Source organism: Pseudoalteromonas sp. NBT06-2, assembly GCF_002276045.1.
Lineage (GTDB): Bacteria > Pseudomonadota > Gammaproteobacteria > Enterobacterales > Alteromonadaceae > Pseudoalteromonas.
Map to the genome: position 1 here is coordinate 16961 of NZ_NQMR01000107.1, position 16453 is coordinate 33413.

General features: G+C 35.1%; 10 protein-coding genes and 1 pseudogene. 4 read left to right on the forward strand and 7 right to left on the reverse strand.

Annotation, left to right across the window (positions count from 1 at the left end; genetic code table 11):
• Nucleotides 1–3 precede the first annotated feature (3 nt).
• Nucleotides 4–2421: a bifunctional aspartate kinase/homoserine dehydrogenase I gene (gene thrA / locus CJF42_RS18270; protein WP_095368057.1), complete on the reverse strand. Its 2418-nt coding sequence runs from the start codon at nt 2419–2421 to the stop codon at nt 4–6.
• Between the two features lie 251 nt (nt 2422–2672).
• Entirely contained in the window at nt 2673–3038 is a 366-nt protein-coding gene (locus CJF42_RS18275) for a response regulator (protein WP_095368069.1), read from the reverse strand.
• Nucleotides 3039–3258: 220 nt separating this feature from the next.
• Here CJF42_RS18275 and CJF42_RS18280 point away from each other — a divergent pair, with 220 nt between their 5' ends.
• Together CJF42_RS18280 and rdgC are read left to right on the forward strand one after the other, a co-directional pair.
• Nucleotides 3259–5022 carry a sensor histidine kinase gene (locus CJF42_RS18280; protein ID WP_095368058.1) on the forward strand — a complete coding sequence of 588 codons (1764 nt, stop codon included), beginning with the start codon at nt 3259–3261 and terminating at the stop codon, nt 5020–5022.
• 241 nt (nt 5023–5263) lie between these two features.
• Complete coding sequence (gene rdgC / locus CJF42_RS18285; protein WP_095368059.1) at nt 5264–6172, forward strand: recombination-associated protein RdgC; 909 nt, start codon at nt 5264–5266, stop codon at nt 6170–6172.
• A 200-nt stretch (nt 6173–6372) separates the two neighbouring features.
• Here rdgC and CJF42_RS18290 read toward each other — a convergent pair whose 3' ends face one another.
• Nucleotides 6373–7212, reverse strand: a complete 840-nt coding sequence (locus tag CJF42_RS18290) for an HDOD domain-containing protein (RefSeq protein ID WP_095368060.1) — start codon at nt 7210–7212, stop codon at nt 6373–6375.
• 181 nt (nt 7213–7393) lie between these two features.
• Here CJF42_RS18290 and CJF42_RS18295 point away from each other — a divergent pair, with 181 nt between their 5' ends.
• A complete protein-coding gene (locus tag CJF42_RS18295; protein WP_095368061.1) occupies nt 7394–9064 on the forward strand; it encodes a dipeptidyl-peptidase 3 family protein in 1671 nt (556 codons plus the stop codon).
• 45 nt (nt 9065–9109) lie between these two features.
• On the opposite strand, the gene CJF42_RS18300 is transcribed toward CJF42_RS18295, so the two are convergent.
• The gene (locus CJF42_RS18300) at nt 9110–9505 is read right to left on the reverse strand and encodes an HIT domain-containing protein (protein WP_095368062.1); all 396 of its coding nucleotides are present in this window, start codon (nt 9503–9505) and stop codon (nt 9110–9112) included.
• Between the two features lie 168 nt (nt 9506–9673).
• On the opposite strand from CJF42_RS18300, the gene CJF42_RS18305 reads away from it, so the two are divergent.
• On the forward strand, nt 9674–11890 hold the full coding sequence (locus CJF42_RS18305) for a S9 family peptidase (RefSeq protein ID WP_095368063.1): 2217 nt from the start codon (nt 9674–9676) through the stop codon (nt 11888–11890).
• A gap of 541 nt (nt 11891–12431) precedes the next feature.
• On the opposite strand, the gene CJF42_RS18310 is transcribed toward CJF42_RS18305, so the two are convergent.
• The 3 genes and pseudogenes from CJF42_RS18310 to CJF42_RS28710 form a co-directional block, all read right to left on the reverse strand.
• Nucleotides 12432–13976 (reverse strand): M17 family metallopeptidase, encoded by a 1545-nt coding sequence (locus CJF42_RS18310; RefSeq protein WP_095368064.1) that lies wholly within the window; start codon nt 13974–13976, stop codon nt 12432–12434.
• A gap of 137 nt (nt 13977–14113) precedes the next feature.
• Nucleotides 14114–14806: a DinB/UmuC family translesion DNA polymerase gene (locus CJF42_RS18315; RefSeq protein WP_095368065.1), complete on the reverse strand. Its 693-nt coding sequence runs from the start codon at nt 14804–14806 to the stop codon at nt 14114–14116.
• Nucleotide 14807: 1 nt separating this feature from the next.
• A pseudogene (locus tag CJF42_RS28710) lies at nt 14808–16300 on the reverse strand (IS3 family transposase); the annotation flags it as partial.
• Nucleotides 16301–16453: the final 153 nt, after the last annotated feature.

Sequence of the window (16453 nt, forward strand, 5' to 3'; positions counted from 1 at the left end):
TTCCTAGCGAGATAAAGTTTTTAAAATATCAGCAAAAACACCTGCTGCTGTTACTTCAGCACCGGCACCATAACCACGGATCACAAATGGTTTTGGTTGGTAATATTGACTTAATATTGCCAGTGCGTTTTCACCATCGCGAATATCATTTAACGCATGATCAGCTGTTACAGCTTCAATACCCACTTTGCATTGACCATCTTTAATTGTACCAACATATCGTAAAACCTTACCTTCAGATGCAGCAGCTGTTACTTTATCGTTAAATTGCGCATCAAAATTAGGAAGCTCAGCCATAAACCCTTGTACAGAACTGTTTTCACAAAAGCCTGCTGGAACAACTGATTCAACTTCTATATCTGATAGTTCAAGTTCTAATCCTGATTCACGAGCTACAATCAATAGCTTACGCGCGACATCTGTGCCAGATAAATCATCGCGCGGATCTGGTTCAGTAAAACCACTTTCCTTTGCTTTTAGAGTTGCTTCAGATAAGCTTAAACCATCTTCTAACAAACCAAACATATAAGATAATGAGCCAGAAAGTATGCCGCTAAAGCTGATTAGTTCATCGCCGGCACCAAACAATAGTTGTAAGTTATCTAATACAGGTAAACCTGCACCCACATTTGTTTCATATAAAAATTTACGATTATTTTTCAAACTTGATGCAGTTAGCTCATGATAATAAGATTGAGAGCTAGTATTTGCTTTTTTATTAGCAGCTACAACATGGAATCCTGCTTCAAAGAATGACAGATATTGTCCTGCTAATGTACTTGAAGAGCTACAATCAACGATTACAGGGTTTATCAAATGATTTTTTTTAACAAACTTTTCTAATGTTGTGATATCGAAAGACTGCTCTGAATCAGCCAACTGGCCTTGCCAATTTGTAAAGCTTACACCTTCTTTATCAAGCAATAGTTTCCTCGAGTTTGCTACACCGTAAAAGTTAAGTTTGATATTTCTATTTTTTAACCAAGTTTGTTGCTTTTCTAGCTGTTTAATTAATTCTGTACCAACTAAACCACAGCCTAATAAGAATACGTCTATTGATGGGATGTGAGTGAAAAAGTTTTCATGACATACTTTAACTGCGTCATTGCACAGTTCACCATCTATTACCGCAGATATTGCACTTTCTGTAGAATCTTGTGCAATGGCAACGATATTTACTTGCGCTTGGGATAACGAAGCAAAGAACTTAGCTGCTAACCCTTTATGTGCTTTCATATTATCACCAACTAAAGTCACAATAGCTAAATCTTTTCTAACTTGAATAGGTTCGATTAATGAGGCTTTTGATTCAAGTTCTAATGCTTGCTCTAATGCATTTAACGCAAGCTGTAAATCTTCTTCATGAACACAAAAGCTAATACTAAATTCACAAGATGATTGCGTGATTAATACAATTGAAACATCGTCTTTTGCTAAGGCATCAAATACGCGGGATGCCATGCCTACCTTGCCTTTCATTCCGGGGCCTGAAACAGTCAACATCGCTAAGTCTTCTAGAGATGATAATGCTTTAACAGTTTTATCATCGCCGGTAACGTCACTGATCAAAGATCCTGATGAATCTGGATTATGCGTATTTTTAATTTCACAAGGTACGTTAGCTTTTGCACACGGAAGAATTGTTTTAGGATGTAATACTTTTGCACCAAAATAGGATAACTCCATCGCTTCTTTATAAGATAAATTATCTATTTTAACTGCTTTTTTAATAAATCTAGGGTCAGCACTATAAATGCCGTCAACATCAGTCCAGATTTGACACACTTTTGCTTCAACGCTAGCAGCTGCAATTGCAGCTGAATAATCTGAGCCATTTCGACCAAGTGTTGTTAATTCACCAAAATCATTACTCGCAGTAAAACCTGGCATAATATAAACTTTACTTGGTGTTTGAGACATTTGTTGCTTAAAATCGGCTTTACTAGCAGATACACTTGCAACAGCATCTAAATATCCACCTTGAGATGAAATACATTTTGTCGCATCTAGATAAGTTGGTTTAAATTCACTTAACAATGCTTGCATAAGTGCAACACTAATACGCTCACCAAAGCTGATCACAAATGCTTTAACCGCATCAGGGCATAAACCTAATAATGAAACACCTGAAAGCTTCTTTTCTAATAGTGAAAAGTCAGGCCAATTTAAAATTTCAAATCCAGCTTGCTCTACTTGTTGTCTTAGTCCATCACTACGCTGAATAAGAGCAGTCCATTGTGTTTCAAATGGTTTATTTTTTTGCGCAAGCTCAGTAAGTTCAACTAAACTATCAGTCATTCCACCCGGCGCAGATAAAACTAATAACATTTCTGATTTAAGTTGTGATTTGACTAAACTCGCAACTTTACTTAAACATTCATAATTGGCTAAAGATGACCCGCCAAATTTTAACACTCTCATTATTCCCCATTCCCCATTCTATAAATTCAAAATTTAAATGCTAAAAACAAAAAAGGCCTGAACTCTTGGGGAGCACAGGCCTTTTTTCTATGTGTACCGACCTACGCCACTATCCTGTTAGGATGTTGGTTGTAATAATAATTGAGGTAAATACAAAGTTTATAGTGTTCATACGACTAGACTGCCTGAACTATGACTATTATGTCAATGGTAAAATCAGAATAATTTATCTATTTTAGATATAAGGAAAGTTACTTGATGCCAAATTTATGCAATGTTAAATTTAATTCATTTTTACTTACCGGTTTTTCAATGAAATTCAAAGCGCCGAGCTCTTTTACTTTAAGTTTCATCTGTTCCTGAATGTCAGCAGAAATTACAACAGTAAAGCATTCTATTTTTTCAGATTTAATGATTTCAAGTACGCCGATACCATCAATGATGGGCATTGTTAAATCTAGGCACAACAAGCCAACCTCTTCATTTCGTAAAATATCTAAGGCTTCTTGTCCATTACTCGCTTGAATAAAATGAAATTCATTATTGTCACTGAGAATACGGATCACTTGTTTTCTAGCGACCATAGAGTCATCACAGATTAAAACTGGAAATACCATGTTATTTTTTGCATTTACCATTCAAAACGGCACAATTAAACTAAATAGAATACCCCAATAGTCTCATACATGCTTAATTGATTGAACTAGATATTTTATGGTTTTGTAAAAAAATATAAAAATATTTGATAAAACAGCAATTTTTATTTATTTTTGCTATGTTATTGTCTAAGTTTATATAACGCTTTATAAAACTAAATAAAGGAATTGCAGTTAATTCATGTTACAAAAAAGTCTTTCAAAAAAACTATTAACAAACGTATTGTCAGTTTATTTCCTGCTGACCTTTATTGTGACATGTGGACAAGTTTTTGCTGAATATTATAATGCAAAAGACTTTATTCGTAATGAGTTAACGACACTTCAAAAAACGTTTTCCGGCAGTTTAACGCGCGCCATATGGGAATTAAATACGCAACAAACATTTACTATTACAGAAGGATTATTAGCTATTCCTTCCATTGAAGGCATCATTGTAAGAGATGATAGCGGAGAAGTAATATCACAATTAGGACGCTCTCTTGATATTATAAACCTTTATAGTGAACAGCTAGTTCAAGAGTCTTCTCTCATTGAAGATGTTCCCTCAGGGTTGTTTGGTTATACTTTCCCACTGATTTTTGAATTTTCAGGTCGTGCAACACAAGTTGGTGATGTAACCTTATTTTCTAGCCGTGAAGTTGTTTTGAGCCGTATTATGATATCGATATACTTTTTGATCGGTAATGCTTTTATTAAAACAACCTTCCTCATTATTTTATTCTTATTAGCTTTCAGAAGATTATTAACCGAGCCTCTCTCTGATTTAACACAACAAATTGAAGATCTAGAACTTGATGATTTAGAAGGCCGGAAACTTGAAATCCATACAAGAGATCATAATGAGCTAAAGATTATGGAACTATCATTTAACAATATGATAGATAAAATTACAGACTATAAAGCGCAATTAGAATCCACGCAAAAAAAGTTATTAGTAAGCAATGAAAAACTAGATCAACAAAATTTAATTTTAGAGCAAGAAGTTGCAAGAAAAACATCAACATTAAGTCAAGCCATGATGGACTTACAACAACAAAAATACGAATTAGAAAAGCAAAAGATGATATTAACAGAAGAAATAGAATTAAGAAAAGACACTGAACAAGAACTCAGAGCTAATCATAATGAGTTACAACGTTATATTGATGAGTTAAACCTAGCACAAGAACGCTTAGTAAGTTCTGAAAAAATGGCAGCCCTTGGTGGCTTAGTGGCAGGTATTACACACGATATCAATACACCTGTGGGTATTGGCGTGACTGCATCATCATTTTTACAAGAACGATTGATACAAATTGATACTGCTTATCAAGATAAAACTCTTTCACCTAAAGCACTAGAAGACTTTATCAATGATGCAATGCAAAGTACGCGATTGCTTACAACCAATTTGCAAAGGGCCTCTGAACTTGTTGCTAGTTTTAAACAAATAGCAGTAGATCAAGCCAGTGAAGCCGTAAGAACAATTAATATCAAAGATTATTTAAAAGAAATCATTCGTTCTTTACATCCAAAACTTAAAATAACGCAACATAAAATTAACCTTGAGTGCCCTGAAGATTTAATTTTAAATTTACCTGCTGGTGCTATAAGCCAAATTTTTACAAATCTCATCATGAATTCATTGATCCATGGATTAGAAGGCATAACACTGGGTGAAATAAATATATCGATTATAGAAGAGAGTGATCTCGTAAAAATTATTTTCAAAGATAACGGCAAAGGTGTTAAATCCGAACAACTTGATAAATTATTCGATCCTTTCTTTACAACGAAAAGAAATCAAGGCGGTAGCGGCTTAGGGACGCATATCGTATTTAACTTAGTTAAACAAACATTATCCGGTGAGATAGAAGTCAGTTCAAGCTTAAATGAAGGTTTGACTTATCACATTTCATTTCCTAAAAACATGCCAAAGCCTATGAATCTTTTTACTGAATAACTCAAATTCAGTCATGACTTATGCATTAATATTAACGATATCTGATCACACGTATTTTTACGGTTACTTAATTCGTTCGTTTTTCAAACTAATTATTATCACTCTTATTTATTCCCTTTATTTGTTATAAATAAACTTGTTATGATGGGCTATCCCCAAAAAACAATACAATACGACTTTCATCATATTGAAGTAGTTTGGGCATATTACCCAATTGGTATTTAATATTAGGAAAATATTTATGTGGTTTAGTAACCTTATTTGTTACAAATTTAAGCAAAACATTTCATACCAACAAGATGAATTCGAAAAAGCGTTAGAGCAAGACGTATTTCGTCCATGTGGAAGTCAAGATTTAAGCTCCTTTGGTTGGACTAAAGCGCTTGGAAAACATGGTCAAATGTTATCTCATTTTTCACAAAAATCGATACTGATATGTGCAAAACGTGAAGAAAAAGTACTGCCGGCTGCAGTTGTAAATGAACTCGTAGCTGAAAAAGTAGAACAAATTGAGGCTGAAGAAAGCCGTCCAGTTAAGAAAAAAGAAAAAGATGAAATTAAAGAGAATTTATTACATAGCTTGCTACCTCAAGCATTTAAAAAATCAAGCTTACAGTTTGCATTTATAGATTTAGAAAAAGGCTGGTTAGTTGTCAACTCTGGTAGTTTTAATAAAGCCGAAGAGTTACTCGCATTATTACGTAAATCTCTTGCGAGTCTTCCTGTTGTTCCTGCATTTGTGAACTTCGACTTAGGTTTATTTCTAACGGATTGGTTAAGTAAAATGTCTCCACCTGAAGGCTTTGAAATTGGCTTAGACGCAGATTTACAAGAACCCGATGAGAATGGAGCTCAGGTTAAGCTAAAACAGCATGACTTATCATCTGAGGAAGTACAAAAACATCTGGAAAATGGCAAACAAGTCACTAAGCTTGCACTAGATTGGAATGAACGCATTAAGTTTATGCTCGTAGAAGATGGCAGTATTAAGCGTATTAGTTATTCAGAAGTGTTGAAAGATGAAAATTCTGATATTCCAAAAGAAGATATGCTTGTAAAACTTGATGCTGATTTTATGCTAGTAAGTGAAGAATTAAAATTAATGCTTGATGATTTATTATCTAGCTTAGGTGAAGCTGAAGAAGAGTAGTACTGCTTCGTAGTTCTACTTAAGGTCACTGCGTGACAGTTTATAAATTAAAATACTTCGATAGTTTAGGTGGAGAATGAACTCCATCTAAACTATCATTCGCCACCACACAGACTCTAGTTTCGCGACCCAAACCAGTCACTTAATCTTGAGTCTTTTCCGCCACGTAGTGGCCTTCATAAATATGCGTAGCAGATTTATTATGCAAACACAGTTTTAACATCATTACGCACAGTTAAATAATCATCTTCTTGAAGCATCGCTATTGAGGTTAACATGCCTTTTTCAATATAATTCCCTAACATTTCATCTTTATTAGCCACTTTTAAAATACCTTCTTCAATGGCTCCAATACGAATAAAGTCAACATAACAAGGATTTTTTGGATGATAGTTTGGATTTGACCAGCTTTGAGCAACTTCAACAAAATCATCTGGGAATCCCCAAGCACGCATAATTGAACCTCCAATTTTACCTGCTAGTTTTTTTATTGCGAGAGCTAAAAATGCTGGGGTAGCAAATACTTCAGGATGACGCTCTGCTTCAGTTAAAATAGGTAAAACACCAATATTATAAACAAGTGCTGCTAAGGTAATGGTATCTATATTTAAAGAGGTATGTTTATTTTTTTTGATATATATTTGAAGTAAAGCAATTGCACTAGAAGCAACCTCTAACGTTTTTTGCCAAGAGTTATCTAAATAAGTTTTAACCAAATCATTTTGAGATACAAACAACTGTTCCATGGCCATTGCGGTGGCGATATTTTTTATTTGCCTTAAACCAATTCGAGTAACAGCTTGATTCAAAGTTGATACTTTAATTGTTCGACCTAAAAAAGCACTATTTGATATTTTAATCATTCTAGCAGCAAGGGCCGGATCTTGACCAATAACATCGGCCATTTCCATCAAGTTAACATCAGGATCATCAGCAGCTTTTCTCACCTTGACAGCAATTTCAGGCAAGGTAGGTAATACAAGTGTATCGTTATTAATTTTTTCAATTAAGATAGTAAGTAATGCATTCTCTGTTGACATAAACCCATTTCCTTTTTCTATCCCAAAACTAAAGGGATTGGTAATTATTATCTTACTGAAGTATTGACTAAGTTCACGATAAAGTTAAGAAAAAAATAAATGTTTTTTTGATTTAGTAACTTTACAGACATTAAGTTCACCATTACTCTAGATCTCTTATAAATATAACAAGCGAACTAAAATGAAATTTAACAAACTTAGCTTAGCACTCATACTTGCTAGTACAACATTACTTAGTGCATGTGATAAGCCATCAAATGCATCAGTGGATAAGCCAGTTGCTACTACTGAGTTAATTGCAAGCTCACAAGATAGATTAGATATCTATGCTACTGTCGCTTTAACAACAGACCTTTCTTCACTTTCTGATAATCAAAAGCAGATGTTAATTAAGCTCATTGATGCATCTAAAATCATGGATAATCTTTTTTGGCAACAATCCTTTGGTGAAAAAAAATCAGATTTTTTAGCTAAGATATCAAATGAAAAAGTAAGAAAATATGCCGATATTAACTATGGCCCTTGGGATCGTTTAGATGGCGAAAAAGTTTTTTTAACAGGCTATGAAGAAAAGCCTTTAGGAGCCCAGTTTTATCCATCAGATATAACAAAAGAAGAACTAAACGAAGCCAAATTAGCAGATAAACAAGGTTTATACTCTATTGTTCGTCGAGATGAAAAAGGCACTTTATACTCAATTCCTTATTCAAAAGCATACGCAAAACAATTATCAGAAGCAGCTGTATTATTAAAACAAGCATCAACTTTTGCTGATGATAAAGAGTTTGCTGATTATTTAAACTTAAGAGCTAAAGCTTTATTAACTGATGATTACCAAATATCAGATTTTGCTTGGATGGCTATGAAAAATAATCCTATTGACGTCGTAATCGGTCCAATTGAAAACTACGAAGACCAATTATTCGGTTATCGTGCAGCATTTGAAGCCTATGTTCTAGTTAAGGATTTAGCTTGGAGTGAAAAATTAGCTAAATATGCAGCGTATTTACCAGAGCTACAAAAGAACTTACCAGTAAATAAAAAATATAAACAAGAAGTGCCAGGTTCTGATGCAGACTTAAATGCTTATGATGTAATTTATTATGCCGGTCATTCAAATGCAGGAAGTAAAACAATTGCAATTAATTTGCCGAATGATGAAGAAGTGCAACTAAAAAAAGGAACGCGTCGCTTACAACTTAAAAATGCCATGCAAGCTAAATTTGACAAGATATTAGTGCCAATTGCACATCAATTAATTGTACCTGAGCAACGAGAAAACATTACTTTTAATGCCTTTTTTGCTAATACAATGTTCCATGAAGTTGCTCACGGTTTAGGGATTAAAAACACGTTAACCAATAAAGGCACTGTTCGCCAATCATTACAAGAGCATGCTTCTGCACTTGAAGAAGGTAAAGCTGATATTCTAGGTTTATATATGGTGACACAACTTCTAAATAAAGGTGTGATCACTGAAGGTAAGCTTGAAGATTACTATACTACATTCTTAGCTGGTATCTTCCGCTCAGTAAGATTTGGCGCAAGCTCAGCTCATGGTAGAGCAAATATGATCCGTTTTAACTTCTTTAAACAAGAAGGTGCGTTTAGTCAAAATAAACAAGGATTATATCAAGTAAATATGGATAAAATGGGTGCGGCAATGGCCAAGCTTTCAAGCCTTATTTTAACTTTACAAGGCAACGGTGATTATCAAGGTGTTGATACTTTAGTTAAAGAGCAAGGTACAATAAAAGCAGAGTTGGCTAATAGCTTAGATAAATTAACAGCTGCTAATATTCCTGTTGATATTATTTTTGAACAAGGTGCTGATGTGTTAGGTCTTAAATAACGATAAAAAGGCCCTCTGGTATAAAATTGAACAGAGGGCAAACTGTTAAATATCAGCAAACTGATTAATGATTGTACCAATCTGTTCATTTGAATAAGGTTTTGCTGGTAATTTACCCCAAACTGGCGCAGGCCACACAGCATCTGTTTTAAAACGCGCAATATGGTGAATATGTAATTGCGGCACCATATTACCTATAGCTGCGACATTTAATTTATCTGGATTAAAAACCTCTTGAATTAATTTACTTAACATTGCAGACTCTTTGATAAAAACAATTTGCTCTTGCTCTGATAAATCCACGATTTCTTTTAAATCATTTTGCCTTGGAACTAAAATAAACCAAGGGTACTGACTATCATTGAGCAGTAACACTTTACATAAAGGCCAATCGGCTAATTCGATACAATCTCTTTTTAATTCAGGTGCTAACTCAAACATAAGTAATTTCCATTTTATTTTATCGCTTTATCTTACCGTTTATAGCATTTAGTTGCAGTGACTTTTTTATAGAGATATTATCGAATGCCGAATCACTGCTAGATGTCTATTTCTGTTGAATTTAGAAGTGACAAGGATATTAAAATCAATTATTTATAAGAGATAAAGATGGGCAATAAAACCACGTTATTGAGTTTAACTCTGGCATTAACCAGTTTCACCATAAATGCTGAGCCGCTATCACTTGAAAGGTTATTTTCTGATCCGGGTTTATCTGGAAAATCTCCCGTTAAGTTAAAATTTTCACCAACAGGTGAACGCGTTACTTATCTTCAAGGAAAACAAGATGATTACAATCGTTATGACTTATGGGAATACAACTTAAAAGATAAAACTAATCGTTTGTTAGTTGACTCTAAAAATTTATTTTTAGGCCCTGAAACATTATCCAATGAAGAAAAAGCACGCCGAGAAAGACAACGTATATTTGGTAAAGGTATTTTAGAATATAAATTTTCCAAAGACGGTTCTGCGCTTTTATTTCCTTTAAATGGGGATTTGTATTATTACAATTTAGCTAAAAAGCAGAGTAAAAAACTCACAAACACACCCGAATTTGAAACCGATGCGCGTTTTTCTCCTAAAGGAAAATATGTATCATTTATCAGAGCTCAAAATATTTATGCGTTAAATATTGCGACAGGCAAAGAAATCAAGCTAACGACCGACGGTGGTGGCGTAATTAAAAACGGTATGGCCGAGTTTGTCTCACAAGAAGAAATGGGCCGTATGACAGGTTACTGGTGGTCAAATGACGAGTCTAAAATTGCTTTTACGCGTATAGATGAAACACCTGTATCTGAAGCAATTCGCAATGAAATATATGCCGAAGAAGTTAAATTATTTAATCAAAGATACCCATTTACTGGTACCAATAATGTCGATATACAGTTAGGTATTGTTAAATTAAATAATAGAAAAATCAGCTGGGTGGATTTAGGTAAAGAAAAAGACATTTATATTCCACGTGTTAAATGGTTGCAAGATAGCAAAACCCTTTCTTATCAGTGGCAAAATCGCTCACAGCAAAAGTTAGAATTAAGAGCTTATGATACTAAAAGTGAAAAACAAAAAGTACTGTTAACTGAAACAAGTAATACTTGGATAAATTTACATAAAGAATTACGCTTTTTAAAAGATAACACACATTTTGTTTGGGCATCTGAACAGGATGGCTTTAAACACCTTTATTTATATAAGAATGATGGCACTTTAATACATCAAATAACCCAAGGTGATTGGATAGTTGATAGTCTACAAGGTGTTGATGAAAAGAAAGGCTTAGTCTATTTTTCTGGTCGTGCTGATTCAGTGCTTGAAAGCCATTTATATTCAGTACCATTAAAAAAATCAGGAAAAATAAAACGTTTAACTGAAAAAGGCCAATATCATAAAGTTGTAATGGCACAGGACTATAAATCATTTATTGATAGCAGCTCTTCAGTTAACCAACCTACATCGATAAGTTTACGTGATAACAAAGGTAATTTTATCAATTGGTTAGAGCAAAACAAATTAGACGACAAGCATCCTCTGTCACCTTTTAGTACTGATTTAACAACGCCAGAATACGGCATGTTAAAAGCTGAAGATGGCCAAACTTTACATTACCGTTTGTTCAAACCTAAAAACTTAGAAGTGGGCAAAAAATATCCTGTGATCGTAAATGTTTATGGTGGTCCACATGCACAGCGTGTAACGAATACCTGGCGTTTAAAAAATATGTATTTTCAGTACATGGTACAACAAGGTTATATTATATTTCAGTTAGATAACCGTGGTTCATATAATCGTGGTAAAGCTTTTGAAGATCCGATTTATAAACATTTAGGTAAACCTGAAGTGATAGATCAAATTAAAGGCGTTGAGTTTTTACGTACTTTAGATTTTGTTGATGCTAATCGCATTGGTATTTATGGTCATAGTTACGGGGGCTATATGGCGCTTATGGCGATGTTTAAAGCGGGTGACTACTTTCAAGCAGGTGTTTCAGGTGCCCCTGTAACAGATTGGAATTTATACGATACCCACTATACAGAGCGTTACTTATCTCACCCAAAAACAAATGCTGAAGGCTATGAAGCAAGTAATGTTTTTGCCTATAGTGAAGGCTTAAAGGGGCCACTTATGATTTATCATGGTATGGCTGATGATAATGTTTTATTTACCCATGCTACTAAGGTATTTAAAAAGTTACAAGACCAAGCACTACCATTTGAAATGATGACTTACCCAGGCTCTAAACATAGCTTAAGAGGTAAGCAAGTACAAACACACTTACATAAAACAATTACAAACTTTTTTGACCGTCACTTCAAAAAATAAGTTAATTTAACTTTGAACCAAGCCAAGTCTCATCGCTTGGCTTTTTTATGCCTGAACTTTACTTTCCTGATATGATACCAATACGAGTAAGTTAGTGATCAAGTTTTAATAAGGATAAATTTTCAAGAACAAGGCGCTTGATTAAATAATAGCTGGCTATTAGGATTGAAAGCAACGATGTATTGGAATATTCAGCTTATTTAAAGTGAGTATTTACTTATTAATATTTGTATTAATTATTCCAACCTAAAAACTGTTTATACCATTTCCGTTAATAAATAGATCATTCAGTGAGTGTTCAAAACGCTTTAGGCAATGCATTGGTTCCAAACAATGATATATCAATAACGCAGTATAGCTCTCTTTGAAACTCGCCTAAAAGGAGCTTTTGAGGATTTAAAGTTCGTTGTTATGCCAGTTCAAAAAGGAGTAATTAATTCACTGACATTCCTAGAATTGTAAAACCTCATAAGCTCTGTGTGGTCACTTAATTATCGGAATTGGTATAAAAGAGCTTAATAGACCATTAATAAATGTAAATTTATTTAATATAAGTCGCAAATAAACTCGCAACAGATGCAGCCGTAGGTTTACCATGCTGCCAATCACCACCTTCAACTCCACTACCCGCAATATCGATATGCACATATGGGAGTGGCTGTTCTGAATCATTCCCATGTTTGTCTAAACCAGATGCAATCGCTAAAAATGCCATCGGAAATTGGTGACCACGTGCTGTTACAGCAGAAGGCGCATTATTACTTGAAAGTACATCATCAGCTAACGTATGCGGCTGGATAAAGTCATAATCTTCTCGACGAGAACGTGAAATTTCAGCACCATCAGCCCATAAATCACCTGTTAGTGATATCTTTTGCGATACTTTATTCGCTCTTGCTGGGCCATTTTCAACAAGTGCCGTATATGGACCCATAGCGCGTGCAGCATGACCAGTAAGTGTCGCAACTGTAAATATTTCAGGGTTTATTTCAGTCTTTGCTAAATCTTTAATTTCACTTAATAAATCACCCATAGCTAAACGACCTTCCGCATCAGTATTACCAATGCGAACGCGTACACCTTCACGGGTAGTGATAATTTCATCTGGTACAAAACAATCTGAACCAATAGAATTACGAACCACAGTTAAAAAGGCAACAACTTTAACACCTTTCGCTTGATAATCAGATACAGATTTAACAAAACCAGCTACAGATGCCGCACCGCCTTTATCGCGGCTCATGCCAGACATATGACCGCCGACTTTTAAATCGGCACCACCTGTATCATAAACGAGACCTTTACCTACGAACATCAGTGTTTTATGAATCTCACCTTCTGGTGTATAAGTTAATTTAACAACACGTGGTTGGTGGCGCACAACAGGAATAGATGCACGCGCAACCGTTGCCATCATGGGATAGTTTTTATTGATCACATCAAAATCTGAAATTACTTCAACTGCAACATTTGAATCTACAAACAAAGCTTCACAATACTGAGCAAATCTTGGTGGTGCCATACGCTCAGGTTCAGTGCCACATAAATCGCGGGCAGCATATTGACCTGCTGAAATAGCACTCGCGTAATCACATACTTGTTGCGTTGCTCCCACTAGACCAATTGTTTGTACTGGCTCTATTGATTCACCAAAATGCTCTCTCGCTTCTAATGGCTGCCATAATGCTTGACATGCACCTAGGTAAGATACAGTTAATGCATGTTCATATAATTCACTTGATGGTTTATCAGCTAAGAAAATTACTGGGTTAATACTACCTGAGGCTTTTGCTTCATTGATGGCTTTTTTTGTCGCATCGAAATAACGCCTAACATCATCGTAATCACGATTTAAGTTACCCGTCGGTACTAAAATTAAACGCTTACCTGGTACAAACTCACATATAGTGACAACAACTTGATTACCAACACGTGCATCAATTGCACTTAATTGTGTTGTTGCTTGAACAAGAGCTTCATTTTTAATTTTAGAGAAATCATCAGCAATAATAATCAATGAATCATAGTGTGCGTTATTTAAAGCGTCATCTAAATTTGAAATTGGATTTGGGCTTGGAAATGCCATAAAAAATACCTAAGAAATGAACGAGAAAAGCAGTATAGCAGAAAAATAAATGCCCCCAAATTTACACTCTCAAATTTTAAAACTAGGTATACCTATCCTGTAAACCTAGCTAAACAGGGTTAATTACGATTTTAAACCTAACAATCAAAACTCAACTGCTCTTCTGGCTTTTTATCTAGTTTAATGCCTACCCCAACACCTAATAGCCTAACACCTTTATATTTACCTCTAGCAAAAGCCTTTTTTAATAAACCGTTGAATACGTCAATAGATAAACCATCTGACACTTGATCGGTAGTAGTTGATACAAAATCTGAAAATTTCACCTTAACGCTTAATTTACTAATACTTGTAGTTAAGTTTTGCTTCTCTAGTCTTTTTTGTAATTCACCTAAAAGACCTGGTAATTTATTTAAGCATGCTTGCTCTGTATCTAAATCAAATTCATAAGTATGTTCAACACTTAAAGATTTTCTCACCCGTTCTGTATGTACTTTACCTTCATAATTCCCTGCACACTTTTGATACAAGTCATAGCCAAAGTTACTTAATGTACGTAGCATCCAATCTTCGCCTTTATCTAATACATCTTTACCCGTTTTAAGTTGTAAAGCAGATAAACGCTCAAGTGTTACTTTTCCTACACCAGGAATTTTACCCAAAGGTAAAACCTCTAAAAATGCCGGTATTTTATCTGGGGTGATAATACATTGACCATTTGGCTTATTTTCATCGCTAGCAATTTTAGCAACAAACTTTATTGAAGAAACTCCAGCAGATGCTGTTAAACCTGTTTTCTCAAATATTTTTTGTCGTATATCTTGCGCCATTAATGTCGCCTGACCATCGACTTGGATTGGATGATTTCGCTTTGTTATATACTAATTTACGGTTTGCTAATATTACCATGTCTTTGCCAGTGTGACGTTCATTAGGGGTGGTGAATTTGATTCCACTGTGGCGATGCACAACATTATACCATTGTACAAATCCACTCACCCAACACCTTGCTTCACTTATATCAGCAAAGGGTTTTTCCGGATACTCTGGCCGATATTTCAAAGTACGAAATACTGATTCTGAATACGGATTATCATTACTCACTGATGGCCGGCTAAACGATGGCACTACACCTAACTCTTGAAGCGTTGCCAGCATTGTTGCACCTTTCATTGGGCTGCCGTTATCTGAATGCAACGTAACTTGGTTACGTTTGATTTTCTCTCGCTGGCATATGTCGGTCATCAAATCAGCGGCTAATTCACTTAACTCTTCATGATGCGTTTGCCAGCCAACAATCTTTCGGCTGTAAATATCAATGACGAGATACAAATACAAAAAGATACCTTTAACCTGTGTTGGCAAATAAGTTATGTCCCAGGTATAAATTTGATTAGGTGCTGTTGCCGTTAATGCTCTTGGTTTATTAACTTGACGAGCGGGTTTACTTTTTTCCCGATGCTTTAATTGATTATGTTCGTTTAATACGCGATAAAAACGGGCTTCTGAGGCAATATAAACACCTGTATCCGCTAATCTCGGTACTATCTGACATGGTGGTAAGTTCGCGTATTCTGGCTCATTTGCGATTTTAATAATGCGCTGTCGCTCTAGCTCGGTTAATTTATGCTTAGGGCTATGCTGAGGCTCTAGACGACCATCTTGTTTAATCGGATTTCCATTCCACCGCTGAAACGTCTTGCTACTGATACCAATGATATCACAGGCGTTTTCTTGTTTGGCTCCCGAATTACATGCTTCGGTGATTAACGTGATAATGTCTATTCGTTCGTTGCTCATAGTGAGCTGTCCTCGTCGTTTCCCCAGATTTCGTTGACTTTTTTTTGGAGAACTAGCAAGGCTGCGGTTTCCGCTAACGCTTTATCTTTACGGTTTAATTCTTTTTTTAACGCTTTATTTTCATGCTTTAAATTTTTAACTTCATTACGTGAAGCTGGCTTATTATCTGACTGACTTGCGTTGGCAAAATCAAGCTTCCACTGCACTACATGGTGAGGGTAAATGCCTTGTTCACGACAATGCTCACTTAGTGCTTTCTCATCCAGTACCGCACAACTTATGATCATGTTTAAGCGTTCTTCTAATGTCCAATCCTGAGGACGTTTTTCTTTATTCATGCGACTGACTTTGTTAAATGAAATGGTTTCTAGTTCTTGATTTTTTGCTTGCAGCGTCCAGCGGGCTAAGGATGACAAACCTATACCTAATGAATCTGCTACTTCTTTTAAGGTTACATTATCCTGCCTATTTAATGCTTTTTCTACTGCTTGTTTTTTAAATGATTGAGAAAATCTCGGACTCATCTTAATTACCTCTAACTAAAAATTAGAGGCGACAACTTATGTGGACTCCCCAATGTCAACAACAAAAATAGTAAGCCAAAGAAATAAATGCGAACTTATGTACGAGCTCTAATTGAGTAGCTAACTCAGGCTCTATGATATTTACGCGAACTG